Below are 25,035 nucleotides of genomic sequence, written 5' to 3'. Positions count from 1 at the left end.
CGCACCCGAACCGAGACCACGACGAAAGATCGAGGCTAGGTGGGCAACGACTAGCTGCCCAGTTGGCCTCAGATCACTTGAGCTGAGGCCAACTGCTTTCACAGGCTGCGCGCTCCATCCCCCATGAGATTGAAGAACCGGTCCGACTCAGGCCCGGGTGCCCTACTTTGCACAGCACGCTTAAGAGCAAGCTATTCCTGCAGACTTTCCCGGCGTCTCCCGCGCAAAGTAGGCGGCATCTCTACAGCATGTGTCGAGATGCGCTGATCGGGCGACATCGCTGTTGAGGGCGCCAGGCCAGAACGGCCAGTGCTGCCGTCACCGGCGTCCAGAGGGTGCGTTCGAGGGCGATCGGGACGCACCGTTGACGATCACTCCCAGGCCCATGAATGCGCTCAAGGCCGTGAAGGCGCGGGCCCGGTTGCGGGGCGATCCGCTGCCACGCAAGACGAGGATCGCCCCGGTTCCGTAACCCAGCGCGGCCACTGCACTGATCACGCGCAGACGGCCGGGCAGAACTCCGTCAGTGGTCCCGCCGTAGGCCGCTCGGCCCCACGGCGCTCCGGACGCGAGGAGGCTCTGGAAGGTGGACACGAAGAGAAGGCCCGTGGCCGTGGCACGTTCGGAACGACTGATAGCCATACCCGGAGGGTATCCCCAAACGGACGCACCTGAGGTCACGGCCTGGGGCCGCCTGGCTCGGGGCCCTCAGATCAGAGCAGCGAGCCGTGCGGGGCGGTGTACTGCTTCGGCAGCCGCAGCCCACGCTCCGCCATCACCTCGCGGAGACGGTCCGGTCGGTCGGTGATGAGGCCGTCGACGCCGAGGTCCATGAGGTGATGCATGGTGGCCGGGTCGTCCACGGTCCACGGGATCACCTCGATACCGGCCGCGTGGGCGTCGGCCACCATCTGCTCGTCCGGGTACACGCGGTATTCCGGGTCGCCCAGCTTGCCGCCCTGCGGGAAGCCGTGGACAGGCGAGATTGCATCGACGCCGAGGTGCTCAGCCATGGCCACGAGGTCGCCGTCGAAGTCGTCCGAGTCCAGGCCGCCGAGCCACGGCGAGGCGCCGGGCTGGCCGATCTGGAGGAAGTCGTGGTTGGTCAGCGCAACGCGCGGGAGGGCGGGATTCAGTTCCTCCACCAGCTCCAGGGCGCCCCAGTCGAAGCTCTGGATCGTCACCTGGCGCTCCATCCTGTGCTCCTTGATCTCCGCGAGCACCGCGCCGACGAACTCCGCGCGCGGAGCGGTCTCCTCGGGCGCTCCTGCCTCGACCTTGGTCTCGATATTGAGCATGACGTTGTTGGCCCGGTAGTGGCGCACCACGTCGAAGACGTCGCTCAGCTCGATCATCGGCCCGGTGGCGACCTGCTGGTCAGGGAACTGGGGCAGCCGCTGGTAGCCGCACTCGACGGTCTTCACCTGGGCGAGGGTGAGGTCGGTAAGGTACTTCCCGACGTACGGGAACTCCGGGTCCTCGGCGGTGGCCGGAGCAGTGTCCCTGCACTTGTCCGCGCTGATCTGGCGGTCGTGCGTGACGACGACGGCGCCGTCCTCCGTCACCTGCGTGTCCAGCTCCAGGGTGGTCACCCCGAGCTCCAGAGCATTCGCGAACGACTCGACCGTGCTCTCCGTGTAGAGGCCGGTCCCCCCGCGGTGAGCTTGCAGGTCGAACCGGTCCTCGGGCCGCTCGGCGTTCGCCGGGACGGCTGCGGTTGTGACGACGACGGCTGTCAAGGTGGCGGCCAGGGCCGCGGTGCGGTACATCGACATCGTGTTCCCCCATGTCTAGGTGACGGTGCGCGCCGGGCGGGGCGCCGTCAGCCACGGTAGGGACCGACCGCCACCTCCCGGCGTCAAAGGGTGGAAAGGCACGTGAACACCCAGCGAACGGCGCAGCCGCTCGACGGCAGGCCGGAAGTCGATGGCGACCCCGCTGGGTGACTGGCAGGATTGACGGCATGACTTCCACCACGCCTCACGATCCCCGCTCAGCGAGCGGTGCGGACGCTCCTTCCCTCACCTCGTACGCCTGGCTGTCCATCGCCGCCGCCCTGGTGACGATCGGACTGAAGACTCTCGCTTGGAAGCTCACCGGATCCGTGGGCCTGCTCTCGGACGCGGCCGAGTCGGTGGTCAACCTCGGCGCTGCGATCGCGGCCCTGGTCGCCCTGGTGGTCGCGGCCCGACCGGCTGACAAGAATCATCAGTACGGCCACAGCAAGGCCGAGTACTTCTCGGCCGTGCTCGAAGGCGTGATGATCTTCGTGGCCGCCGCGTTCATCATCTACAGCTCCGTTGTCCGGTTCTTCAATCCGCAGGAATTGGAGAACGTGGGCGTCGGCCTGGGCGTCTCGCTGGTGGCCGGAGCCGTCAACGGAGCGGTCGCGCTGGTTCTGCTGCGCGTCGGAAAGCGACACCGGTCCATCACGCTCACCGCCGACGGCAAGCACCTGATGACCGACGTCTGGACCTCGATCGGTGTCGTCGTCGGGGTGTTCCTGGTCTTCGCGACGGGCTGGAACCGGCTTGATGCAGTGGTGGCGCTTGCGGTGGGGATCAACATTCTCGTCACCGGGTGGCGCCTGATCGCCGCGTCGACCGCCGGACTGATGGACGTCAGCCTGCCCCAGGAGGACAACGACCGCATCAGAGCGATCCTGGACGGCTACGCTGTCGATGGCATCGAGTTCCATCAGGTGCGCACCCGTGAGGCCGGACGCCTGCGGTTCATGGACACCCACCTGCTGGTGCCCGGCAGCTGGACCGTGCAGCGGGCCCACGACCTCTCCCGGGAAGTCGCCGCGGCAGTCAGGTCCGAGTACCCGGACCTGCGGGTCACGAATCACGTCGAACCCATCGAGGACCCGGCTTCGCACCACGGTTCGAGTGCTGCCCGGTGACTCCCGGGGAGAGAGCCACGCGTCTGCCGCGAGCGACCTGAAAACCGAAACGTATGCTGACTCAAGCTCGAAACCGGAATAGTCGGCGCGAATCGCCTGTTCCCTCGACTGACGGCGGATTCGCCGGTGCACCACTCGCTTCAACGAAGGGATCACCATTATGGAGCTCCAGCTCGAGAACAAGGTCGCATTCATCACCGGAGGCGGCTCCGGCCTGGGCCTGGCCACCGCGAAGAACTTCATCGCCGAAGGCGCGAAGGTGTTCATCTTCGACTTCAACCCGAAGGCGAAGGACACCGCCGAGGAGATCGGTGCCGGCTTCTACCAGGGCGACGTCTCCAAGGCGGACAACGTCGAGGCGGGTGTCGCCGCTGCCGTCGAACAGTACGGCAAGCTCGACATCGCCGTTGCATCCGCAGGTGTCGGTGGCGAGGGTGACGTCGTCACCTCGACGGTCGACAACTGGGAGAAGACCAACGGCATCGACTACTCCGGCGTCTTCTACACCAACAAGTATGCGATCGCACAGTTCCTCGAGCAGAAGAGCCCGGGTGTCGTCATCAACCTCGCCTCGATGTTCGGCATGGTGGCGGTCTCGAACAACATCGCCTATTCGGCTTCGAAGGGCGGCGTCGTCAACATGACCCGCGCCGCCGGCACGATGTACGCCAAGAACGGCGTGCGCGTCAACGCCGTCGCACCCGGAGTGATCGAGACCCCGCTGATCGGCGAGGAGGACCTGAAGACCTACTCCGAGCTGCACCCCGCGGGCCGCGTGGGCCAGCCGCAGGAGGTCGCAGACCTCATCACCTTCCTGGCCTCCGACAAGGCGGCCTTCATCACTGGCGCGATCATCCCGATCGACGGCGGCTACACCGCCGTCTGACCGGATCTGGTCCGACCTCAGTTGCTGGGAATGCCCCGCGGCACTCGAGCCGCGGGGCATTCCTGATCCCGATACCCGAGAGCGGGGCTGGAGCGGCTGCCGCCGGCCGAAAGAGTCAGTCGCGGCCGCAGCTGTCGTAGCGGATCCAGCCTCAGCTGTCGTAGCGGATCTCGACGCGCCGGTTCTTCGCCCGCCCCTCGGGATCGTCCGCGTCCGCGGTTCCATTCGAGGCGACCGGTCGCGTCTCGCCGAAGCCCTCGACCTCCACCTCGAGATCACCGCGCTCGGCGGAGACCACCTCGGCCACGGTGCGGGCACGATCCTCGGAGAGCTGCTGGTTGTAGTCGTCCTCGCCCTTCGAGTCGGTATGGCCGTGGACGGCGACCGCGGCGCCGTCGGGGATGTCGCCGACGAGTTCGCGAATCCGGTCGGCTGCCGCATCGTTGATCTCCGCCGAGTCGAAATCGAAGAAGATGTCCGAGGCGAGGGTCACCACCGTCTCGCCATCGTCCTCCTCCGTGGTGTCCGCGTCGGTGACAGAGCGATCGAGCTCGTCGACGGTCGGATCGAGGTCGGAGATCTCAGGGTCGAGATCATTGATGGAGGAGCGCAGCTCCTGCTCGGTCGGTGCCGGGAGGTCTGCGAGCGAGGCGCCCGCCGGGCCGGTCGGAGCCAGCACCACCGCCCCCGCCAGCACGAGTGCGCCGCTGACTCCGAGGAGCCGCCGCACACCACAGGCCCTCTGCGTGATCACTGGACCTCGACTCCGGTCACGAGCGGCATGCCGTCGATCACGGACACGTCCATCGTCGTCACGTCCTCCGGCGGGGCGGCGAAGACCGCGAACGCGTAGAACGTCTGCCCGGGGCGGAATTTCGGGCCCTGGCTGTTCGTCTGCGCCTTGCCGCCCGCCGAGCCGACGACTCCGTGGCGCTTGAGATTGACGGAGTCGACGAGGAACGGGTGCCAGCTCTGTTTGCCCAGGTAGTCGTAGATCCATTGCGCCTCGTCGGACGCGTCGGAATTGACGGCGAAGGAGAACTGGCCCACCACTGTCTGGCCCTCGCGCTTGAGTCCGTAGAAGTTGACGGTCATCGTCGCCTCGCCCGCGTCATCGCCTTCCACCACGGCCGGGATCTCCCCGGTCGCCACCGGCTCGGGCAAGTTGGCGGGATCGAGTCCTGCCGCTTCCGCCGAGCCGTCCTCACCGGCTGGGGCGCTGCCCTCACCCTCATCCGTGACTTCCTGCGGCGCCGAATCATCCGCCACGGAACCGGAGTCAGCGGGGTTCTGGCTGTCGCCCGAGCCTCCGGTGCAGGCCGTGAGCACTGCTGAGAGGCCGATGGCAACCGCGATGAGAACGGGGCGCGATGCGCGTGGTCTATTCATGGGATCTCCTTGTCACTCGGTGTGGTGGTGCCGGCGCCGCGGGCGGAACTCCGCCCGTCCCCGCCGTACGTGAGCCGTCTGAGGACAACCTCGGCGGGACCGCGGGCGTTCCGGCGTTCGAGGATCTCCGCGAGTCCCAGGGACAGCAGCCACACGCCCAGCGCCAGCGCGAACGCGGTCGCCGTGTTGAAGTCGGGGCCGAGGCCCAGTCCCCAGGCCGCCAGCAGCGGGGCGAAGATCACCGACTGCAGCAGGTAGAACGTCAGCGAGCGGCGGCCGACGGCGGCCACCGGCCGCAGGGCCGCGGGGATCCTGCCGCGCAGGGCTCGGGCGAGCAGGCCGAACAGCGCGGCGTAGCCGATCCCGCCGGCCACGCCGGTCACGGACGCCAACCCCGCCAGGCTCCACGACAGCGCGTCCGGCACCGGCAGCACGTCGAGGTAGATCAGCATCTGCGGCAGTGCACCGAGCACGCCGACGAGGATTCCCCAGACCGCCACCGTGCGGAGCGTCCCCTGATGCCGCTCCGGCTCCTCCAGCCACTGCTTCCGCGCGGCGAGCCAGCCGAAGAGGACGCAGATGGGTACGGCGAGGCCGATGACGGTGCCCACCGTGCCGGCCAGCCACAGCCCGAGGCGGATGAGGAGCGACTGCCAGTAGACCGCCTGACCGTTGAGCAGGTCCGGACCCACCGCGAACGCCTCGGCGCCTTCATCAGCCGCCAACACCTCCGGGGGCAGGAGGCTGAGCAGCGCAGCCGACATCATGCCGAGGACGGTGACGGACACGAAGACGGCCACGAGGCTCCACACGGTGATCGCCGCCGCCCGGTCGCTGCGGCGGAACAGCAGCCAGCCGAGCAGGAGTCCTGCCAGACCGTACGCTCCGAGGACGTCCCCGGAGAACAGGAGCGCCGCGTGCATCGCGCCGAAGGCGATGAGCCACCAGTGCCGCCGCAGCAGCATCCGGTCGACTCTCTGGGGCGGCACCCCGCGCTCCTCACGAGAGCGGGCGAACTGCACCATGCCGTAGCCGAAGAGGAAGGCGAACATCGGGTAGATCCGCGCATCGACGAAGAGGATCGTGAGCGCGGCCAACGCCCGGTCGAGGGGGTTGCCGTCGACGGGATGGGCGCTCGCGGGCTGCGTCTGGTGTCCCCACAGGTACCAGGAGACGTTGGCGACGGCGATGAGCAGCAGCATGACGCCTCGGGCGAGGTCCGGAGCGGCTGCCCGCGAGGGCGGGACGACGGGGGAGTGGCGGACGGGAGGGGAAGGGGCGAGGTCAGGGGAATGCACGACCCGATCGTATCCCGCGTCCGAGCGCAGGCCGGCTCTCCCTGCGATCCCTCATCTCACCTATTCTGGGAAGTCCTGGGCAGCAGCACTCGTGGACGCTTCCGGGGTTCCTGATGCACCGATCCGACTACGCAGCGGAGGAGACGGCCATGAAGCTGGCACGACGACTGGAGAGACTCGGCACGGAGACGGCCTTCTCCGTGGCCAACGCCGCAGCCGACTGGTCCGCTCGCGGCAACACCGTGTACCCGTTCCACCTCGGCGACATCGACCTGCCGATGGCACCGCACATCGTCGAGGCGCTCAACAAGGCGATCGCCGACGGTCACACCGGCTACTGCCCCGGCCCCGGCATCCCCGAACTCCGGGCGGCGCTGGCCGAGGAGATCGGCAGCCAGCGGGGAATGACGATCGACCCCTCATCCGTGGTCGTCACCACGGGCGGGAAGCCGGTGATCACGAAGTTCCTCCAGGCCGTGATGAACCCCGGCGAGGGAGTTCTCTACCCGAATCCCGGATTCCCGATCTACGAATCGCAGATCGACTACTTCGGCGGGCAGGCGCTGCCGTACCGGTACGTGCCTACCGATGATGGCTTCGCGATCGACCTCGAACACCTGCGCTCGATGATCACCGACACGACGACGGCGATCATCTACAACGACCTGCAGAACCCGATCTCGGCGGAGTCGACGCAGGAGGAGCGCGAGGCGATCGCCCAGATCGCCCGCGAGCACGACCTGTGGGTGCTCTCCGACGAGGCGTATTTCGAGATCCGCTACGAGGGCACCTCCTCCTCGATCGCCGCCCTGCCGGGGATGGCCGAGCGTACGGTCATCCTCTACACCTTCAGCAAGAAGTTCGCGATGACGGGTTCCCGCTTGGGGTGCGCGGTCGCACCGCAGGCGATCGCCGAGGTGATGTCGACGATGAACACCAACGACGAGTCGTGCACCAACCAGTACGTGCAGTGGGCCGGCATCGCCGCGCTGACCGGTCCCCAGGACCACGTGCATGACATGCTCGCGACCTTCCAGGAACGGCGCGATCTCACCTGCGAGCTCGTCAACTCGACCCCGGGGATGCAGGTCGCCGTGCCCCACTCGACCTTCTACGTCTTCCCCGACGTGACCGAGGCGATGGAGCGCGTGGGAGTCACCGAGCTGTCGGAATTCGCCGACCTCGCGCTGCACAACACGGGGGTCTCCTTCTGCACCCGGGAGCATTTCGGCCGCCTGCAGGAGTGGGATGAGCGAAAGTACATCCGCCTGGCATATTCGGGCATCGACGCCGAGGCGATCAGCAAGGGTCTGGGCAGGCTCAAGGAGTGGATCGAGAGCCACTAGCGACGCATGTGCTCCCGGGTCGACTGCCGCTCGCCCGCCTCGACGCCGGTCGCTTCGACGCCGGTCGCGCCGGAGCGCGGCGAGGATCAGCCGATCACGGACAGCAGCTCGGCGCAGGCCTGTTCGCATCGGCGGCAGGCCTCAGCGCAGACGCGGCAGTGCTCGTGCATCTCTGCGTGTTTCTCACACTCGGCGGCACATTCTGCACACGCGGTCCGGCATGCTTCGAGTGCGGCTTTGACCGTGGTGAGGTTCTGACCCGTGCGGCGGCTGAGGATCCGGCCGGTGGCTGCGCAGAGATCCGCGCAGTCGAGGTTGCGGCGGATGCAGTCGCGCAGGTCGGTCACCATGTCCTCAGCCAGACAGGCATCAGCACAGGCGGTGCAGGTCTGGGCGCATTCGAAGCACGCGGCGATGCAGTCGGCGAGTTTCTGGACGTCGAGGTCGGCGGTGCCGTTGGGGTGGGTTTCGATCATCGAGGTGATGTGAGTCATCGGTCTGCTCCTTCGTCTCCGGGTCGGCGCCCGGCCTTCTCCGAGTCGAATTCCGGTGATCCCCGGCTGATGTCGACGCTAGTGAAGCGCCCAGCCGAGCACAGCCGCCCGGGCACGATCTTTGCAGAATCTTCATACGCGAGACGCCGGCAAAACCTCGATCCACGCAGGGCCGCCGACCGGAGAGGAGCCCCCTGGCGGAGGTGTGTCAGAGGCCTTCGAGCATGGTCTCCATGTCCCGAATCTCTGCTTCTTGGTCTTGGATGATCTGTTCGGCCAATTCGATCGCCTGCGGGTTCTGTCCGTCGGATACCTGCTGTTCGGCCATCTCGACCGCTCCCTCGTGGTGTCTGATCATCTGCTCCAGGTACAGCCGGGCGGCGTCGGTGCCGGTGGCCTCGTTCAGCCGCTGAATGTCGTCTTCACTCATCATCCCGCTCATCCCGCCGTGGCCCTGGCCCTGGCCTTGGCCTTGATTCCGGCCCGGCCGCTCCGTGGCGCTCACAGGGTCCTGGCCCCAGGCTTCGAGCATCGAGTTCATCCGGTCGATCTCCGGCTGCTGCGCGTCGATGACGCCCTGGGCGAAGTCGGCGACGTCCTGAGGGATATCGTCCTTGGCCAGCAGCGTCTCGCTCATCTCCACGGCCTGTTGGTGGTGCGGGATCATCATCTGTGCAAACATCACGTCGGCATCGTTGTGCTCCGGCGAGATCTCCTCTCCGGTGGTGCCCGTGTCGGTGGCCTCCGGGGAGGCGGGGGCGTCCGAGGAGGCGGGGGCCGGATCCTGACCGTCAGTGGTCTCCTGCCCACCGGTGCATCCTGTCAGGGCGAGAGTTCCTGCCAGTGCGACGGCGGCGAATGTGCGGTGCTTCATGATGTGTCCTTTCGTGAGTGAGAGTTCAGTGTGAGCGAGAGTTTCGGTGCAATCGGGCGAGCTGCTCATGTCGCGTCAGCCGTTCCTGCTGCGGGGAAGCGCGACGGTGAAGACCGATCCATGACCGGGTCCCGGGGAGGTGGCGGAGAGGGTGCCGTCGTGGGCCTCCACGAGAGCTCGGGAGATCGTCAGCCCGATGCCGGATCCGCCCTGACCGCGATCCCGCGCGGTGCCGCCGCGGTAGAACCGCTCGAACACGTGCGCCAGCTGGTTCGTCGTCATTCCCTCCCCCGTGTCAGCGACGCGGATGAGGACTGCGGCGTCGGCGCAGGTCGCCTGGAGGGATACGGTTCCGCCGCTCGGTGTGTGGCGGAGAGCGTTGGACAGCAGGTTGTCCAGCACCTGCGCAAGGCGCTGCCGGTCGACATCCACCACTCCGCAGGCCGGGTCGACCGCGGTGTGCAGCCTGACCCGTTCGAGGTTGTACCGCTCCTGCATCGCAGCGGCCGCGCTGGTCAGCAGGTCGGCGACGGAGACCTCGGCGCGGTCGAGGTCGAACCGTCCTTCCTCGGCCCGGGAGACCTCATCGAGATCCTCGATCAGCCGTGTCAGGCGGGTGAGCTGCTCGGTCAAGACCGCGCTGGTGGTGGCATTCCAGTCGACGACTCCGTCCTGCAGCCCCTCGGTGTACACCCCGATCACGGACACCGGTGTGCTCATCTCGTGGGCCAAGTCGGAGAGCATGCGACGGCGGGTGTCCTCCGTGCGCTGCAGGCGGTCGGCCATCGTGTTGAATGATTCGGCGAGGGCATCGAGCTCGATCCCTGCACCCATCACCGGAACACGGACGTCGTAGCGTCCGCCGGCGACGTCGGCGGCGGCGCGAGTGATCTGGTCCAGCGGCTTCCGAATCGTCCGCGACAGGATGAAGCTCGCCAGTGCGGCACAGGCCAGTCCGGTTGCGGAGGCCACTGCCAGCGTGATGAGGTTCGCGTCCCGGTATGCCCGCTCGACATGGAACTGCTCCTGCGAGGGTCCGGGGACGCCTGCCAGCTCCAGATGCTCGTGGAACAGCGGTGGCCCGGCCACCGTGGCGACCATGGCAGCTGCCAGCAGGCTCATCGTGACCACGATCAGCTGCGCGCCGAGGAAGCGCGAGGCCAATCCCTGCGGGCGAGGGCTCATCGATCCACCATCCGATACCCGACTCCGCGGACGGTCTCGATGAAACCGGGGCCGTCGGGCTCTTCACCGAGCTTGCGGCGCAGATGCCCGATGTGAACATCGACGATGCGCTCGTCACCCACCCAGGAGGTGTCCCAGACCGCGTCGATCAGCTGCCGGCGGGAGAGCACGCGCCCCGGCGCAGCCGACAGCACGGTCAGCAGATCGAACTCCGTGCGCGTCAGGGGAACCGGCGTGGCGCCGATTCGCGCCTCGTGGCCTGCCAGATCAATGGTCAGCTCCCCACGGATCCGCACCGCTTCCGGCTGCGGGAGGCCGGTGCGTGGCCGCCGCAGCACGGCATGCACCCGGGCGACCAGCTCGCGCACGCTGAAGGGCTTCGTGATGTAATCATCGGCACCGGCCGCCAGGCCCGTGAGCCTGTCGTCCTCACTGCCGCGGGCCGTCAGGATCAGCACATAGCAGTCGGAGATTGCCCGCACCCTTCGGCAGACCTCGAGACCGTCGAGCCCGGGCAGGCCCAGGTCGAGAACCAAGACGTCGGGCTCCTCGGCCTGCACCGTCTGCACCGCCTGCACGCCGGTGTGAACCTGCCCGACCTCGAAGCCGGCGCGGCTCAGATAGGTCGCCACCATCGCCGCCAAGGACTTCTCATCCTCAGCCACGATGACACGGCCTCCGTGTCCTGGCTGGGTTCGTTCAGCGCGCATGACTCCAGTCTGTCCTCACTGCACCGCGAACGCAGGCGTTCAACCCGGTCGGGTGCGAATCTTCGCCAAACCTTCAAACACCTCCTCGGATTCCACCTTCAGGGGTGGGAGACAATGAGACCGGACCCCCACCAGCCGGACCACCACCAGGCGGATTCCAGCCCGCCGCCGATACGGAGACACGGATCGAATGAAACGCCTCGCGTTCGCCTCTGCCGCCCTGACACTCGCCCTCGTCGGGTGCTCCGCCCCAACAGGCAGCCCGCAGTCCGGCCTGCTCGATGAATTCGGTCTGACGGGCAAGGACACCGTCGAGGTCATCGAACACCTCGACGAGCTGCCTGTCGCTGACCGGCCGTTGGACCTGATGGCCGCGGTCCGACCCGACGAACTGGTGTTGTCCGATGCCGACGAAGAGATCAGCATGGACATGCCCGAGGACTCGATGTACGTGTCGATCGCTCCTTACGCGGAGCAGACGCACGACTGCTTCTACCACAGCCTCACCACCTGCCAGGGTGAGATCAGCGGCGAATCCGTGACCGTCACGATCACCGAAGACGGCACCGGGGACGTCCTCGTGGACGAGGAGACAACCACCTTCGACAACGGCTTCATCGGATACTGGCTGCCACGCGACCTCACCGGCACCATCACGGTCGATCATGACGGGCGCTCCGGCACCACACAGTTCAGCACCGCTGAAGACGGTGCGACCTGCATCACCGACCTGCAGCTGACCCGGTGAGGCGTTCGGGACGGTGTGCGGTCGGGCTCGAGTGGTCCGAGGGTCAGTGCGCTTCTCAGGCGGCATGGCCGGTGGTCACGGGCAGTTCCGCGAGACGCCATTCCAGCATCCCGTCCTGTAGTCGCCTGGCCTGGCGGCCGTGGGCGTGCAGCAACTCCACGGCCTCGTAGGCGAGCACGCAACAGGCGCCGCGGCAGTAGGCCACGACCTGCTGGTCAGGCGGCAATTCGTCGAGGCGCTGCTGGAGCTTCTCCAAGGGGATCGACACGGCTCCGGGGATGTGGCCGGCGGCGAACTCCTCGGCCGGTCGGACATCCAGGACCGTCACCGCCCCATCAGCGGCCCGGGCCAGCAGGTCCTCGCGGCTCAGCTCCTGCTCCTGCGCCTCAGGGACGGGCGCGCGCCCGCCGTGCAGGTAGTCATCCCGGGCGCGCTCGGCCTCGGCCATCCGGTCGACGGCCACGTTGCGCAGCTGCTCGTAGAGCCCGGCCACATCCAGGCCGGCCAGAGTGTAGAAGATCCGCGTGCCGTCTTTGCGGGTGTTCACCAGCCCTGCCTGCTTGAGCACCTGCAGGTGCGCCGAGGCGGTGCTCAACCCCAGGCCCGCGACGACTGCGAGGTGCTCGACGCTGCGTTCCCCCTGGGCCAATAGGTCCACAAGTTCCAGGCGCTTGCCGTTGCCCAGCGCCTTGCCCACCCGGGCGAGCTGATTGAACAGCTCCTTCTTCCTCTGCCGGTCACCCATTTGATCCTCCAGCAATCTATGGAATATGATGACTGACTCTATTCCATGTTTGTTTGGAATAGCAAAGTCGCCTGCGGTTCGCGGGGACAGGAACCACGGGAGCATGAGATGCCGACCGAGCTGAACCCGACGCCGATCATGGACGATGGACTGGCGATCTCCACCTGCTTCGACCGGTCCTGGGCCCGCATCACCGGCGAGGACCTGCAGGTCGGGGCAGGAGCGCGCGCATGAGCGCTCGACCTGTGGTGCTCGGGCTGCGTGCCAATGCCGCCCAGTTCGCTCTGCTGGTCGCGGTCAACGCGCTGGTCGGGGGCATGGTCGGCCAGCAGCAGACCGTACTGCCGTTGCTGGCCGGGGAGGAGTTCGGACTCACCGGTTACACGTTCATCTTCACCTACGTGGCTGCATTCGGGATCACCAAGGCGATCGCCAACTGGTTCGCCGGCACCTTCTCCGACCGCTATGGGCGCAAACCCGTCCTGGTGGTCGGCTGGCTGTTCGCCGTGCCGGTTCCCCTGATGCTGATCTTCGCGACGGATTGGTGGTGGGTGGTGGCCGCCAACGTTCTGTTGGGCATCAACCAGGGCCTGACCTGGTCCACGACCGTGGTGATGAAGATCGACCTCGTGGGTCCGAGGCAGCGCGGCTTGGCGATGGGGCTCAACGAGGCTGCCGGTTACGGGGCGGTGGCCGTGACCTCACTGCTGGCCGGCTACCTGGCTGAACAGTACGGGCTGCGCCCGGCACCGTTCTTGCTGGGCTTGGCCTACGCCGCCCTGGCCCTGTTGCTGTCGGGAGTGTTCGTGAAGGAGACCCGCGGCCACGCGCTGCTGGACGCCGGCCGTCACACTTCCCGCGTGGATGGGATGCATGACCACCTGCACGCGGATCTCACTGATCGCGAGATCATCGCCCAGGTCAGCCTCAAGGAGCCGGCCCTGTCCTCGGCCAGTCAGGGCGGACTGGTCAACAACCTCAACTTCGGGCTGTCCTGGGGTCTGTTCCCCCTGCTGTTCGCCACCGCCGACCTCACCGTCGCGCAGATCGGTCTGCTGTTCGCCCTCTACCCCGGGGTGTGGGGCGCCGGGCAGTTGGTCACTGGAGCTCTGTCGGATCGCATCGGGCGCAAGCACCTGATCACCGCCGGCATGGCCCTCCAGGCCGGGGCCCTGGTGGTCATCGCCGCCTCGCACAGCTTTCCCGGATGGTCGATCGGCACGATTCTGCTGGGAGCGGGCACCGCGATGGTCTACCCGACGCTGCTGGCTGTGGTCGGTGACGTCGCCCACCCGAGTTGGCGCGGTCGCGCCGTGGGCGTTTACCGTGTCTGGCGCGACCTCGGCTACGCCGTCGGAGCCATTCTCGGCGGGGTCGTCGCCGACCTGCTGGGCCTGCACGCCTCCGTCTGGGTCGCCGCCGGCATCAGCGCCGCCTCAGCCCTGATCGTCGCCGTGCGCATGTACGAGACCCACCACCCGGCCCCAACCCTGCCGCACCCCTGAATCAGGCCGGCACGAACGTTGCGTCGTCGGCGTGGCGGTGACACGATCCCGTGATGGTTACAGGAGTCAGTCGTCGACCCATTCCAGGAGGTCCCCCGGCTGGCATTCGAGCACCCGGCACATGGCATCCAAGGTGCTGAACCTCACCGCCTTCGCGCGCCCGTTCTTGAGCACGGAGACATTTGCCGGGCTGATGCCGACTCGCTCGGCGAACTCCCCGACGCTCATCTTGCGCTTGGCCAGTTCGACGTCGATCCGGACCACGATGGCCACTAGATCACCCCCTCGAGGTCCTCGCGCAGCGTGGTCGCCTGCCGCAGGAGGTCTCGCAGCACGACGATGAGCAGCACGAACACCGCCGCGAGCAGGGTGACGCCGATCAGAACCGCGGCAGGCCCGGGATCGCGCAGCTCGGGGGTGAAGTAGATGTAGAGAACCATGGATCCGGCCATCGCGACCAGCAGCACCCAGGCGGCGAGGAAGGTCCATGCGATCGCATCGACCCACCGCATGGATGCGGCCGTGAAGATCCGATCGCGGCGGACCAGGGTCAGCAAGCGCCAGGTGCATACGATCACGACCTGCACGCACAGCGCCTCGAGCTCCCAGAAGATCAGCATCGGCCACCGCCAGGGGTCGCCTTCCGCGGAGTGGATGAACTCTCCGGGGAAGGACATGATCTGGGCGATCAGCAGCCCGAGGAACACTAGGACCAACAGGACTCGCAGGGGCATGACCACTCGGCTCACGGTGGACACGCGACCTTGATTCACGGTAGACATATATCGATAGTCGCTAGATCGATGTTGAATGTCAATTGGGGAGCGGGCGTGTCATGCAGCCGCGCGATCACTGGTCGGTCGATGCGCCGCGGTCCCCGAACAGAGGAGATTGCAATGGAACGGCTTTCCGAAGAGCGCGAGGTCAGTACGGACGTGCTGGTGGTCGGCGCCGGTCTGGCCGGGCTGCACGTCGCCACCCTGCTGGCGGGCGCCGGCCACGACGTGCTGCTGGCGGAGCGTCGCCCCACACTGAACGGCACAGTTAGGACCACCGGGATCTTCGTGCGGCGCACGCTCGAGGACTTCGATCTCCCGGCCGCCCATCTGGGGCCTGCCATCCGCCGCGTCGTGCTCTACCCGCCCGACCTGACCGACCCCGTGGCCCTGGCCAGCGAGCGCGACGAGTTCCGGGTCGGAGACATGGGACCGCTGTATGCCGCAGCCGCACGCGAGGCCGTGGATGCGGGAGTCACACTGCAGCTGGCCACCCGCTTCACCGGCGGCAGCGACGGAGCGTATGACCTCATCGGGCCAGGCGGCCCGTTACGTGTCCGTGCACACTTCGTGGTCGGCGCTGACGGGGCCCGTTCCAAGGTCGCCCAGGAGCTGGGTCTGAGCCGCAACCGTCACCTGCTGGTGGGTGCCGAAGAAGTGTTCCCCGACCGCCGCGACGACGTGGTGCCGACGTTCCACTGCGTCGTCGACCCCTCGATCGCCCCCGGCTACCTGGCCTGGGTCGTCCGGGACGGAGAGCACGTCCACGTGGGCACGGCCGGTTACCCAAACCGCTTTCCCACAGGCGTCTACAGTGCACTGCGGAGCTTCACCGCCCGAGCGCTGGGGTTGGACGGAATCACCCCACCGCCGGACACAGAGAAGCGGGCTGGACCGATCCCGGTGGGAGGCGTTCTGCCCCGGATCAGCAGCCCCCACGGACTGCTCGTCGGCGATGCGGCCGGCGCGGTGTCTCCCCTGACCGCCGGCGGTCTCGATCCTTGCCTGCGCCTGTCCGCACACGCTGCCGAGATCCTGGACGATGCCCTGCACACTGGCCTGCGCCGGCCACTGAAGAACTACGACGGCAAGACTCTACGGGCCCGCTTCCGCGGGCGGCTGCTGCTGCGGAACGGTCTGGCCCAGGTGCGCACCCCCGTTGCCGCCTCGAGCGCTTTCGCCGCACTTCGCACACCCCTGGGCCGACGGGCCGCACACCGCATCCTCTTCGGTGCTGGTTCCTTCCCCCTGCCGTAGGACCCCGCGCCCTGCCTTTGAAGGGCGGAAACATTCGGGCGGCAGAGCCGGGCGGCTGCGGACGAACCCGAAGTTGAACCCACCGGGCTGCTGACCGGCTGGGGTGAGCGTCCCGACCGCGTGGAAGTCGTCGAGGCTGTCCGTCGACCACAGCGAGCGGCTGGTATTGACGAGATCGACGCATTAGACACCATGCTCTGAGGAGGCGGCGGCGACGTCGGGCCAGCGCAGGACCAGACCTCGTGACCGTTCTGCCTGGCTGGGTCTGCCGCCGCACGACGACGCGCCCCCCATGGGTCGGAACGTCGGCACCGATTTCTGAAGTCAGCGGTGCCTCCCGATCGGCTGCGATCGTGTGCAGATCCATCCCTGGTTCGGCGATCGCTGACGCCTCGACCAGGAGCGAGCCGAGCTGGGGCTGCCATGACCGTGAACGAATACGGCGAGCGTGTCACCCCGCACACTCATCGCGGGTATCGGCGGGTTCAACTCCTGATGAATCTCCCACTGCGCACCGCACACTTCACCCGCATTCCCGCAGACCTCGTGCGGAACCGCCGCGCACCTGTGTGCCGAACCATAGACTGCCTAAGTCGCAACGTCGCACACGTGAGGTCACCATGCAGCTGAACCGGCTCCTCCAGTCCGTCATCAACGTCGCCCAGGGCGAGTTCCCGCAGGGAGTCTTCACCCCGCCGCGCAGGATTCCCCCGCCGGGTGAAGCTCCTGCGGTGTTCGAACATCTGCGGGCGCTCCAGGCGCTGGCCGATCGGTATGGTGACCGTGCCGCCGGCACCCGCGGGTACGAGGCGGCGGCCCAGTACGTCGAGCAGCAGCTCGCCGCGGCCGGCTGCCGGAGCACGCGCCAGCACTTCAGCTTCAAGGACAGCGGAAGGACGATCGAGACCTTCAACATCCTCGCGGAGACCGACGCCGGTCGGGCCGATCACGTCGTCATGATCGGGGGTCACCTCGACGGGGTTCCCGGCGCTCCCGCCATCAACGACAACGGGTCCGGAGTGGCAGCGGTGCTCGAGGCGGCGAAGGCGCTCGGCGGCCGCACCGACCTCGTCAACAGGGTGCGCTTCGCGTTCTGGGGTGCCGAGGAGTTCTCCAAGTCCTACGGCTCCCGGCACTACGTCAAGGATCTGGCCAAGAACAGCAAGGAGGAGCTCAGCCGGATCGCCGCCTACCTCAACTTCGACATGATCGCCTCGCCCAACCCCATCTTCGCGGTCTATGACGCGCGCGACTCCGACACGGACAACGACATCACCCCGGGTTCGACCCGGATCATGGATCTCCTCACCGGCTACTTCGACTCCCGGAACCTGCCGTGGACCACGACGGACTGGGACTACGACTCCGACCAGGTCGCCTTCGTCAAGCGGGGTGTGGCTGCCGGGGGGCTGTACACCGGAGACGACGAGAAGAAGTCGAACAGCGAGGCCCGCCTGTTCGGCGGCGCGGCGAAGCAGCCCTGCGACCCGAACTATCACGATGTCGGTGACGATATCCGCAACGTCGACATCCCCACGCTGCGCCTGATGACCGACGCGATCATCGATGTCACCACGCGCCTCGCCGAGGACCCTCGGATCCGGTAGCGGCACGGGAACTACTGGGCCGAGGCGGTCCGCGCCATAACGCGGGCCGCTGTCGCACGTTAGCGCGAGCGCAGCTGCGAGACCGAACTCCTCAAGGGGTGGATGGCTGCCCGCGGAGCACGGGCCGCGGTTACAGTGAGGTACACCACAGCGTGGATCCCCTGACGGCGCCGACGCGAGCGGCCGGCAGGACGCACGAACAAGGAGGATCGACATGAGCACCCAGAATCCCATGCAGGAGATCCCGGAGCAGGAGAGCCTCCAGCTCCTCACCCAGAAGGATGTGGGGCGCCTGGTCTTCAGGGTCGGCGACGACATCGAGATCTTCCCCATCAACTATCACGCCGACGGGCGCGAGCTCACCTTCCGCAGCGCACCGGGAACGAAGCTCGCGGGCAGCATCATCGCGGGCAGGGCGATCTTCGAGGTCGACGACATCGGCGAGGACGAGGTCTGGAGCGTCATCGTCCGCGGCTCGGTGCGCCTGCTCGACACCGCGGCCGAGATCAGCGCGGCGGAGGAGCTGGAGCTGCAGCCGCTCGTGCCGACGGTGAAGCGGTTCTTCGTCCGGCTCGACGTGGACGAGGTCTCCGGTCGCCGGTTCCACCGCGGGCCCGAGCCGGAGCCGGATGTCGAACCCACGGACTGAGAAGGAGAACCGCGTGATGTTCGGTCTCACCGACAGCCAGGCCGAGGTGCGCAGCGGGGCGAGGGAGATCGTCTCCGCCTTCGACGACGAGTACTGGTCGCAGAAGGACCTGGACGGGCAGTTCCCGCAGGAGTTCTACGATCACTTGGCCGCCCACGGGTGGCTCGGCATCACGACCCCCGAGGAGTACGGGGGCGGCGGGTTGGGTATCACGGAGGCCTCCCTGCTGCTCGAGGAGATCGCCGCCGGCGGTGGCGCGATGAACGCCGCCAGCTCCGTCCACATGACCATCTTCGGGATGCACCCCGTGATCGTGCACGGCTCCGATGAGCTCAAGCAGGAGAACCTCCCGCGGGTGGTCTCGGGCGACCTGCACGTGTGCTTCGGCGTCACGGAGCCGGATGCCGGCCTGGACACCACCAGGATCACCACCTTCGCCAAGCGGCGCGGTTCCGACTACGTGGTGCGGGGGCGCAAGGTGTGGATCTCGAAGGCCCTCGAGTCGGAGAAGATCCTGCTGCTGACTCGCACCACCCCGCGCAGCGAGGTCGAACGCCCCACGGACGGGCTCACCCTCTTCTTCACCGACCTGGACCGCGACCGGGTCTCGATCAATCCCATCAGGAAGATCGGCCGCAACGCCGTGTCCTCCAACGAGCTCCTCATTGACGATCTCGTCATCCCCGAGTCCCACCGGGTGGGGGAGGAGGGCAAGGGCTTCAGCTACATCCTCGACGGGCTCAACCCCGAGCGGATGCTCATCGCCGCCGAGGCGCTCGGCATCGGCCGGGCAGCGCTCGCCAAGGCGACCGCGTACGCGAAGGAGCGGGTGGTGTTCGACCGGCCCATCGGCATGAACCAGGGCATCCAGTTCCCGCTCGCGGACTCCCTGGCCAAGCTCGACGCCGCGGAGCTCGCACTGCGCAAGGCCACGTGGACCTACGACCAGGGTCTCCCCAGTGGACGCGAGGCGAACACCGCGAAGTACCTCTGCGCGGAGGCGGGCTACGAGGCCGCTGATCGTGCGCTGCAGGTGCACGGCGGAATGGGCTACTCGGAGGAGTACCACGTCGGCCGGTACCTGCGCGAGGTCCGGCTCATGCGCATCGCACCCGTCAGCCAGGAGATGGTCCTCAACTACCTGGGCACGAAGGTTCTCGGTCTTCCGCGGTCGTATTGAGCGATCAGGTCGGCGGCGAAGGCCGGGGATCGTTTCGCGGTGCGCGCCGCGCTCGTGGCCCACGTCGAATCATTGACCGGCGAAGGAGCGCGAACCTATCCTGATGGCCTGGATTCTCCCGGTGCGGAGTTCCCGGACCGGAGTCGAGCCGAGCGAGGTGCGCCATGGTGTCCAGCGCCGATCGAATCGCCGAGTTCCGGCGGCTGCATTCCTCCGGATGCTTCGTGATGCCGAACCCCTGGGACGTCGGCAGCGCTCACGTCCTTGCCGCGCTGGGATTCAAGGCGCTGGCCACGACCAGCGCGGGCTGTGCCTGGACGCTGGGGCTGCCGGACAACGATATCGACCTCGACCAGACTCTCACGCACCTGCGCCTGCTCGCCGACTCCGTCGATCTGCCGCTCAACGCCGACTTCCAGAACGGCTACGCAGCACAGCCCGAGCCGCTGGCCGAGAACGTGAAGAAGGCGGTGCAGACGGGCATCGCCGGACTCTCCGTCGAGGACTACTCCGGCGATCCCGCTGAGCCGCTGTTCGAGTTCGAGCTCGCGGTCGATCGGATTCGCGCTGCCAAGGCCGCGATCGACGATACCGGCACCGAGGTGGTCCTCACCGCCCGCACCGAGGGGTTCGTGTGGGACCGTCCCGACATCGACGAGGCGATCCGCCGGCTCACCGCCTTCGCCGAGGCGGGGGCGGACTGCCTCTACGCGCCCCGCCTCAGCTCGCTCGACCACGTGTCCGCGATCGTCGAAGCCGTGGCGCCCAAGCCGGTGAACCTGCTCATCAACAGGCCGTTCACCACCGTCGCCGAAGCCGCCGAACTCGGGGTACGGCGGATCAGCGTGGGTGGCATGCTCGCCAAGACGGCCTGGCGCGGTTTCCTGAATGCCGCCGAGGAGATCGCCGGGCAGGGAACGTTCTCCCAGTTCGTGGACCTGCCGGACGTCGACAGTCGGCTCGGCAGCTCCTGACGGCAAGCTCACTCGCCTGGCGGTAAACTCACTCGCCCGCCAACACTCTGCTCGCGGCCGGCGGTGGCCGGTCGGCCGTCGAGTGGCAGGCTACTCGTCTCAGACCTGCACGACGCGCTGCCGCGTGATCTTCCCTTCCGAGATTTCTGCAGTGCAGGCACACGTCACGTTGGTTCCGTCCGGATACCGGCACTCGGTGGTCAGCGCGACCCTGTCCTCGGCAACCACCGGATCGACGACGTGATGCGTCATGTCGCGGGAGTAGGTGTCCTCGAGCCAGGAGCGGATGGCGTCCCTGCCTTCGACGACGAGCGGCGATTTCGGCGGATGATTGCGGTCGACGACGCGGACAATCCTACGCCCGCCGGAGGGGGCCGAACAAAGGTCCGATGAGCTTCAGGGAAGTCCGTGACGCGGTTGATGAAGACGTGAGATCCTGGCATCCCGACATCAGAGGAGCACTGCAGTGGGCAAGCTCATCGTCTGGAACATCATGTCGTTGGACGGCTGCTTCGAAGGGGATGAGAAGTGGGATCTGGAACTCCACGAGCACATCTGGGGCGAAGACCTGCGACGCCTCAGCCTGCAGTTCGGCGAGGAGGCCCGGCTGCTCGTGTTCGGCCGCGTCACCTATGAGGGCATGGCCTCGTACTGGCCCACCGCTGGTGAACCTGCGGACGGGACGAGTGATCCGGTCGCCGGTGAGGAGCCCGGCAGCGCCTCCGGTGAAGAGCAAGGGACCGGGGAGGACTCCGCGATCGTGCGCTACATGAACGCGATCCCCAAGCTCGTGGCCTCCCGCACGCTCACCGAAGCCGCCTGGAACAACACGGAGGTGACCGCCGACATCATCGGTGAGCTCGGCCGCCGCAAACAGCTCGACGAGAAGCCGATCTACGTCTTCGGCAGCGCCGTGCTCACGGACTCGCTGCTGAAAGCGGGCCTGGTCGATGAGCTGCTGGTCGGCGTCGCTCCGGTGATCCTCGGCTCCGGCACGCCCTTGTTCAAACCTGCATCCTCCCTCCGCCCTCTTGAACTCATCAATGCGCGGACACTCGACTCCGGCGGAGTCCTGCTCCGCTACACAGTGCCCCGCAATTCCATCGAGGAGGCCTGACCCGGAGCCGGCGAGAATCCTCGAGACTGACACGGGTCAGATGCCCGGAAGGAGAACAACGACCACATGGCCGAACGCAAGCAGGCCCCTACGCGGTCCACGCCCGCCGACCACCACGGCACGGGCGCTGAGAAGCCCCGGCTCCTGTCCGGTGGCAATCCGCAGATCCCCAAAGGTGAAGGCGATGGACCGGTGCAGGCCTACATCGCAGCGATGCCGGAGTGGAAGCAGGCGGTCGGCCGCCGGATCGACGACCTGGTCACCAGCACGGTTCCCGAGGTGCGCAAGGCGGTGAAGTGGAACCAGCCGTTCTACGGTCCACAGGGGGAGGGCTGGTTCATGTCGTTCCGGTGCTACACCCACTATGTGCAGCTGCAGTTCCTGCGGGGAACCTCCCTGGAGCCCATGCCGCCCAAGAAGTCGAAGCACGAGGAGGTGCGCTACCTCGACATTCGGCACGACGATGAGATCGACGAGGAGCAGCTGCAATCCTGGATCGAGCAGGCCAGCCGGCTGCCGGGTGTGAAGATGTAGCGTCCGAGGTGCTGAGCGGTGACGCCTGGTGTCAGATCAGCAACCGCCTCGGCCGGTTGAGCCCGGCGCGTCTGCCATATCATCGAGAGCGTCCTCATTCCCCTCATCCCCGGAGGCAGCACCCATCGGCGGCTGTCACCGGAGCTGCTGTCTGCGGATTGATCCGGGTGTACGCCCGATTATTCGGGTGAATGCGCGGTTGAAAGCGGCCTCGGATCGGTAGCCGAGCTCGGTGGCGAGTCGGGCGGCGGTGATGTTCTCGCCGCGGATCCGGGTGTGAGCGAGGTTCATGCGCCAGCGAGTGAGGTAGGCAATGGGAGCTTCGCCGACGAGTTCGGTGAAACGCGTGCTGAACGAGGATCGCGACATGGTCGCAAGCCGCGCGAGGCGTTCCACGTTCCACTCCTTACCCGGTTCGGTGTGGATCGCCTCCAGGACGCGTCCGATCCGCTCGTCCTGCAGCGCGTGCAACCACCCCTGGTTGACATCGAGGTCGGCGGCAATCCAGGCTCGGACCGCTTGGATGACGAGGATGTCGGCGAGGCGCGTCGCGACCTCCTCCCCACCGGCCTGCGGTTGGGCGAGTTCACGTGCCATGAGCCGCAGCGTGTCACGAGTGGAGGATGCTGCGGCGACGGTGTCACCGCCGATGAACAGGATCTTGGGCAGGGCGCGCATCAGTTGACGAGCGGCGGGATCGTCGAACGACACGACTCCGCAGATCAGCTGTGCGCCGCGCGTTCCGCGACCGCCGTGCCTGAGCACGGAGTAGTGCTCACTCAGGTACTGCTGGGGAAGCAGGTCGACCCGAGGGCCGGATTGCGCTTCGGGAGAGCTGAGCAGATGGTGCCCGAGACCGTGCGGTACGAGGGCAAGGTCGCCCCCACGCAGCTCGACGGGTTCGGCATCGGTGAGGCGCAGCCAGCAGATTCCGGCGGTGACCACGTGAAAGCTGATCGAGTCGGGGATCGCCGGCATCTCCAGTGCCCAAGGTTCGCCGAGTTCGGCATGGCAGTAGAACGTGCTGCGCATCCGGAGCCTGCCCAGCACACTTGCCAGCCGATGGCCGCCCCCGGAGTTTACGGTGTTCTGCACATTGCAATCCTCTCACGACAAAGATGTGGTCCGCCGGGTTCGCCGGACGAACGAGCAATAACTATGAACTTGCAGGCATAGCAACGCCGGAGAACGCGCCGTAGCGTCGGGTGTTGGGACAAGTCGTCCCAGTCGAGAATGAGGAGTCGTCATGTATGTCATCGCAGGAGCAACAGGCCGAGTTGGATCCGCCGCAGCGACGCACCTGCTCGCCGCGGGAGCCAGGGTGCGCGTGCTGGTTCGCCGACCGTCAGATGCCGATGCCTGGGAGGCGCAAGGCGCGCACGCCTGGATCGCCGATCTCGAGGATCGGACTGGATTGGCCGAGGCGCTGGAGGGGTGCGCGGGGTTCTTCGCGCTGCTGCCGTTCGATCTGAGCGCCGATGATCTCGACGCCCATGCCGACAGACTGATCGCCTCGATCGCCAGCGCAGTGATTGCTGCCCGGGTTCCGCGAGTGGTCATGCTGTCCTCCGGCGGAGCCGATCTCGCCGAGGGAACCGGCCCGATCACCGGCCTGCACCGCTTGGAGCAGGCGCTGCTCGCGACCGGCACCACAGTGATCGCACTGCGCTCGGGGCACTTCCAGGAGAAGGTCTCCGACGTGATCGACCTCGCACGCCAGAGCAGCGTCTACCCCGTGTTCGCGGCCTCGGCGGACGTTCAGCTTCCGATGGTCGCCACCGCGGACATCGGTGCCGCCGTAGCCGACGCATTCCTGTCGCCGTCTGCCAGCAGCGAAGCGGTCGACATCATCGGGCCGGGATACTCCGAGCGGGCCGTGGCGGCGGTACTCGGTGCCGCCCTCGGGAAGGAACTGCACGTGGCACTTCTTCCGGAACCCGGCTGGCAGGAAGCACTCGTGGACGCGGGGTTCCGCCCGCATGTCGCTGAAAGCCTCGCCGAGCTCTATCGAGCCGACGAGCAGGGACTCCTGGCTCCGCGCGGTGACCGAAGCATGCGCGTGCACACCCCGATCGAGACCACCATCGACCGGGTGCTGGCTGCTCGATAGGCGGTGCGTCATGGTTCTCTCGGCTCTTGACCCTCTGGTCGTGGTCGCGATTGTCACCAACGGGCTTCTGGCCGGACTGTTCTTCGCATTCACCTGTGCGGTCACCGTCGGATTCCGCGACGTCGATGACCGCACCTACATCCAGGCGTTCCGGGCGATCAACACCGCGATTCTCAACCGCCGGTTCCTGCTCGCCTTCTTCGCCGCACCCCTGACCGCGGTCGTCAGCGCAGTGCTCCTTCCCTGGCGCGGAAACCCGACACCTCTGCTGTGGCTCGGGCTGGGCGCGATCTGCTCCGCGCTCACGTTCCTCATCACCGCAGCTGTGAATGTACCCCTCAACCGGGCACTCGACCGGGCTACCGTCAGCTCCGAGGCCCACGTTCGTGACGCCCGCCAGCAGTTTGAGCCCCGCTGGAACCGTTGGCATCACACCCGCACCCTCACCAGCACCGCCGCCCTGGTGAGCTTCGCTCTGGCCGTAGTACTGGAGCGCGGTTGAGCCGACGCAGCACGGCGTCTGCAGTACCCCGCCGAGGGGCCAGGGCCACTCTTCAATTTCTCTCGACCAGAACTGAACACAAGTTCGGCGATTGAAGCAGAAGCGCTACCTTCGAACAGAACTCCCCTTATCGGAAAGGTACTACTTTGAAGAACATCGTCCTCGCCCCCGCCGTCGCCGCGGCAATCGCCGGCCTCGGCGTTGCGCCGGTCGTCCTCGCCCCTTCGGTCGTGTTCGCGATCGA

29 protein-coding genes are annotated in these 25,035 nt (G+C 67.1%); 15 read left to right on the top strand and 14 right to left on the bottom strand.

Annotated features, from left to right (window positions below):
• Window positions 1-318 precede the first annotated feature (318 nt).
• Window positions 319-642 (bottom strand): hypothetical protein, encoded by a 324-nt coding sequence (locus LXN01_RS15805; protein WP_236866766.1) that lies wholly within the window; start codon window positions 640-642, stop codon window positions 319-321.
• A gap of 71 nt (window positions 643-713) precedes the next feature.
• The gene (locus tag LXN01_RS15800; protein ID WP_236866764.1) at window positions 714-1,775 is read right to left on the bottom strand and encodes a glycerophosphodiester phosphodiesterase family protein; all 1,062 of its coding nucleotides are present in this window, start codon (window positions 1,773-1,775) and stop codon (window positions 714-716) included.
• Between the two features lie 188 nt (window positions 1,776-1,963).
• On the opposite strand from LXN01_RS15800, the gene LXN01_RS15795 reads away from it, so the two are divergent.
• Window positions 1,964-2,905 carry a cation diffusion facilitator family transporter gene (locus LXN01_RS15795; protein ID WP_236866762.1) on the top strand — a complete coding sequence of 314 codons (942 nt, stop codon included), beginning with the start codon at window positions 1,964-1,966 and terminating at the stop codon, window positions 2,903-2,905.
• Between the two features lie 160 nt (window positions 2,906-3,065).
• Window positions 3,066-3,791, top strand: a complete 726-nt coding sequence (locus LXN01_RS15790) for an SDR family NAD(P)-dependent oxidoreductase (protein ID WP_236866760.1) — start codon at window positions 3,066-3,068, stop codon at window positions 3,789-3,791.
• A gap of 151 nt (window positions 3,792-3,942) precedes the next feature.
• On the opposite strand, the gene LXN01_RS15785 is transcribed toward LXN01_RS15790, so the two are convergent.
• From LXN01_RS15785 to LXN01_RS15775, 3 genes are read right to left on the bottom strand one after another with little or no spacing between them, the layout of a single operon-like run.
• The gene (locus tag LXN01_RS15785; protein WP_336885289.1) at window positions 3,943-4,545 is read right to left on the bottom strand and encodes an OmpA family protein; all 603 of its coding nucleotides are present in this window, start codon (window positions 4,543-4,545) and stop codon (window positions 3,943-3,945) included.
• Window positions 4,542-5,180 carry a hypothetical protein gene (locus tag LXN01_RS15780; protein WP_236866758.1) on the bottom strand — a complete coding sequence of 213 codons (639 nt, stop codon included), beginning with the start codon at window positions 5,178-5,180 and terminating at the stop codon, window positions 4,542-4,544. Before LXN01_RS15780 ends, LXN01_RS15785 begins: the two co-directional genes overlap by 4 nt.
• A complete protein-coding gene (locus LXN01_RS15775; RefSeq protein WP_236866757.1) occupies window positions 5,177-6,478 on the bottom strand; it encodes a DUF418 domain-containing protein in 1,302 nt (433 codons plus the stop codon). The genes LXN01_RS15780 and LXN01_RS15775 overlap by 4 nt, the downstream gene beginning before the upstream one ends.
• 149 nt (window positions 6,479-6,627) lie before the next feature.
• Between LXN01_RS15775 and LXN01_RS15770 the strand changes: the two genes are divergently transcribed.
• The gene (locus tag LXN01_RS15770; protein ID WP_236866755.1) at window positions 6,628-7,824 is read left to right on the top strand and encodes a pyridoxal phosphate-dependent aminotransferase; all 1,197 of its coding nucleotides are present in this window, start codon (window positions 6,628-6,630) and stop codon (window positions 7,822-7,824) included.
• Between the two features lie 86 nt (window positions 7,825-7,910).
• On the opposite strand, the gene LXN01_RS15765 is transcribed toward LXN01_RS15770, so the two are convergent.
• The 4 genes from LXN01_RS15765 to LXN01_RS15750 form a co-directional block, all read right to left on the bottom strand.
• Window positions 7,911-8,318: a four-helix bundle copper-binding protein gene (locus LXN01_RS15765; RefSeq protein WP_236866754.1), complete on the bottom strand. Its 408-nt coding sequence runs from the start codon at window positions 8,316-8,318 to the stop codon at window positions 7,911-7,913.
• Between the two features lie 208 nt (window positions 8,319-8,526).
• Entirely contained in the window at window positions 8,527-9,195 is a 669-nt protein-coding gene (locus LXN01_RS15760; protein WP_425547689.1) for a DUF305 domain-containing protein, read from the bottom strand.
• Window positions 9,196-9,267: 72 nt separating this feature from the next.
• Window positions 9,268-10,377: a sensor histidine kinase gene (locus LXN01_RS15755; protein WP_236866750.1), complete on the bottom strand. Its 1,110-nt coding sequence runs from the start codon at window positions 10,375-10,377 to the stop codon at window positions 9,268-9,270.
• Window positions 10,374-11,087 carry a response regulator transcription factor gene (locus LXN01_RS15750; protein ID WP_236866748.1) on the bottom strand — a complete coding sequence of 238 codons (714 nt, stop codon included), beginning with the start codon at window positions 11,085-11,087 and terminating at the stop codon, window positions 10,374-10,376. The genes LXN01_RS15755 and LXN01_RS15750 overlap by 4 nt, the downstream gene beginning before the upstream one ends.
• A gap of 190 nt (window positions 11,088-11,277) precedes the next feature.
• Here LXN01_RS15750 and LXN01_RS15745 point away from each other — a divergent pair, with 190 nt between their 5' ends.
• On the top strand, window positions 11,278-11,835 hold the full coding sequence (locus LXN01_RS15745) for a CueP family metal-binding protein (protein ID WP_236866746.1): 558 nt from the start codon (window positions 11,278-11,280) through the stop codon (window positions 11,833-11,835).
• Between the two features lie 55 nt (window positions 11,836-11,890).
• On the opposite strand, the gene LXN01_RS15740 is transcribed toward LXN01_RS15745, so the two are convergent.
• Window positions 11,891-12,580 carry an ArsR/SmtB family transcription factor gene (locus LXN01_RS15740; RefSeq protein ID WP_236866744.1) on the bottom strand — a complete coding sequence of 230 codons (690 nt, stop codon included), beginning with the start codon at window positions 12,578-12,580 and terminating at the stop codon, window positions 11,891-11,893.
• 108 nt (window positions 12,581-12,688) lie between these two features.
• Between LXN01_RS15740 and LXN01_RS16265 the strand changes: the two genes are divergently transcribed.
• On the top strand, window positions 12,689-12,814 hold the full coding sequence (locus LXN01_RS16265) for a hypothetical protein (protein WP_272902562.1): 126 nt from the start codon (window positions 12,689-12,691) through the stop codon (window positions 12,812-12,814).
• Complete coding sequence (locus LXN01_RS15735; protein ID WP_236866742.1) at window positions 12,811-14,085, top strand: MFS transporter; 1,275 nt, start codon at window positions 12,811-12,813, stop codon at window positions 14,083-14,085. Before LXN01_RS16265 ends, LXN01_RS15735 begins: the two co-directional genes overlap by 4 nt.
• A 66-nt stretch (window positions 14,086-14,151) precedes the next feature.
• On the opposite strand, the gene LXN01_RS15730 is transcribed toward LXN01_RS15735, so the two are convergent.
• Both LXN01_RS15730 and LXN01_RS15725 read right to left on the bottom strand, forming a co-directional pair.
• Window positions 14,152-14,358, bottom strand: coding sequence for a helix-turn-helix domain-containing protein (locus LXN01_RS15730; RefSeq protein ID WP_236866740.1), 207 nt, complete (start codon window positions 14,356-14,358; stop codon window positions 14,152-14,154).
• On the bottom strand, window positions 14,358-14,867 hold the full coding sequence (locus LXN01_RS15725; protein ID WP_236866739.1) for a DUF2975 domain-containing protein: 510 nt from the start codon (window positions 14,865-14,867) through the stop codon (window positions 14,358-14,360). Before LXN01_RS15725 ends, LXN01_RS15730 begins: the two co-directional genes overlap by 1 nt.
• Before the next feature lie 114 nt (window positions 14,868-14,981).
• Between LXN01_RS15725 and LXN01_RS15720 the strand changes: the two genes are divergently transcribed.
• The 5 genes from LXN01_RS15720 (at window position 14,982) to LXN01_RS15700 (ending at window position 20,528) form a co-directional block, all read left to right on the top strand.
• Window positions 14,982-16,118 (top strand): NAD(P)/FAD-dependent oxidoreductase, encoded by a 1,137-nt coding sequence (locus LXN01_RS15720; protein ID WP_236866737.1) that lies wholly within the window; start codon window positions 14,982-14,984, stop codon window positions 16,116-16,118.
• Between the two features lie 620 nt (window positions 16,119-16,738).
• On the top strand, window positions 16,739-17,725 hold the full coding sequence (locus tag LXN01_RS15715; protein WP_236866735.1) for a M28 family peptidase: 987 nt from the start codon (window positions 16,739-16,741) through the stop codon (window positions 17,723-17,725).
• 214 nt (window positions 17,726-17,939) lie between these two features.
• Window positions 17,940-18,374: a pyridoxamine 5'-phosphate oxidase family protein gene (locus LXN01_RS15710; RefSeq protein WP_236866733.1), complete on the top strand. Its 435-nt coding sequence runs from the start codon at window positions 17,940-17,942 to the stop codon at window positions 18,372-18,374.
• A 16-nt stretch (window positions 18,375-18,390) separates the two neighbouring features.
• Window positions 18,391-19,554, top strand: coding sequence for an acyl-CoA dehydrogenase family protein (locus LXN01_RS15705; RefSeq protein ID WP_236866772.1), 1,164 nt, complete (start codon window positions 18,391-18,393; stop codon window positions 19,552-19,554).
• A 164-nt stretch (window positions 19,555-19,718) separates the two neighbouring features.
• The gene (locus LXN01_RS15700; protein ID WP_236866731.1) at window positions 19,719-20,528 is read left to right on the top strand and encodes an isocitrate lyase/PEP mutase family protein; all 810 of its coding nucleotides are present in this window, start codon (window positions 19,719-19,721) and stop codon (window positions 20,526-20,528) included.
• Between the two features lie 99 nt (window positions 20,529-20,627).
• Here the strand turns inward: LXN01_RS15700 and LXN01_RS15695 are convergent, their stop codons facing one another.
• Entirely contained in the window at window positions 20,628-20,882 is a 255-nt protein-coding gene (locus LXN01_RS15695; RefSeq protein ID WP_336885290.1) for a nuclear transport factor 2 family protein, read from the bottom strand.
• 112 nt (window positions 20,883-20,994) lie between these two features.
• Here LXN01_RS15695 and LXN01_RS15690 point away from each other — a divergent pair, with 112 nt between their 5' ends.
• On the top strand, window positions 20,995-21,645 hold the full coding sequence (locus LXN01_RS15690; protein ID WP_236866730.1) for a dihydrofolate reductase family protein: 651 nt from the start codon (window positions 20,995-20,997) through the stop codon (window positions 21,643-21,645).
• Window positions 21,646-21,711: 66 nt separating this feature from the next.
• Window positions 21,712-22,179 carry a DUF1801 domain-containing protein gene (locus tag LXN01_RS15685; protein ID WP_236866728.1) on the top strand — a complete coding sequence of 156 codons (468 nt, stop codon included), beginning with the start codon at window positions 21,712-21,714 and terminating at the stop codon, window positions 22,177-22,179.
• Window positions 22,180-22,314: 135 nt separating this feature from the next.
• Here LXN01_RS15685 and LXN01_RS15680 read toward each other — a convergent pair whose 3' ends face one another.
• Window positions 22,315-23,274, bottom strand: a complete 960-nt coding sequence (locus LXN01_RS15680; protein WP_336885288.1) for an AraC family transcriptional regulator — start codon at window positions 23,272-23,274, stop codon at window positions 22,315-22,317.
• Window positions 23,275-23,425: 151 nt separating this feature from the next.
• Between LXN01_RS15680 and LXN01_RS15675 the strand changes: the two genes are divergently transcribed.
• Together LXN01_RS15675 and LXN01_RS15670 are read left to right on the top strand one after the other, a co-directional pair.
• Window positions 23,426-24,289 (top strand): NmrA family NAD(P)-binding protein, encoded by an 864-nt coding sequence (locus LXN01_RS15675; RefSeq protein ID WP_236866726.1) that lies wholly within the window; start codon window positions 23,426-23,428, stop codon window positions 24,287-24,289.
• A 40-nt stretch (window positions 24,290-24,329) separates the two neighbouring features.
• Complete coding sequence (locus LXN01_RS15670) at window positions 24,330-24,791, top strand: anthrone oxygenase family protein (RefSeq protein ID WP_236866724.1); 462 nt, start codon at window positions 24,330-24,332, stop codon at window positions 24,789-24,791.
• Window positions 24,792-25,035: the final 244 nt, after the last annotated feature.

It is taken from the genome of Brevibacterium daeguense, from assembly GCF_021729135.1.
In the GTDB taxonomy this organism is placed as follows: domain Bacteria; phylum Actinomycetota; class Actinomycetes; order Actinomycetales; family Brevibacteriaceae; genus Brevibacterium; species Brevibacterium daeguense.
This window is presented reverse-complemented; position numbering and strand designations above follow the sequence as displayed.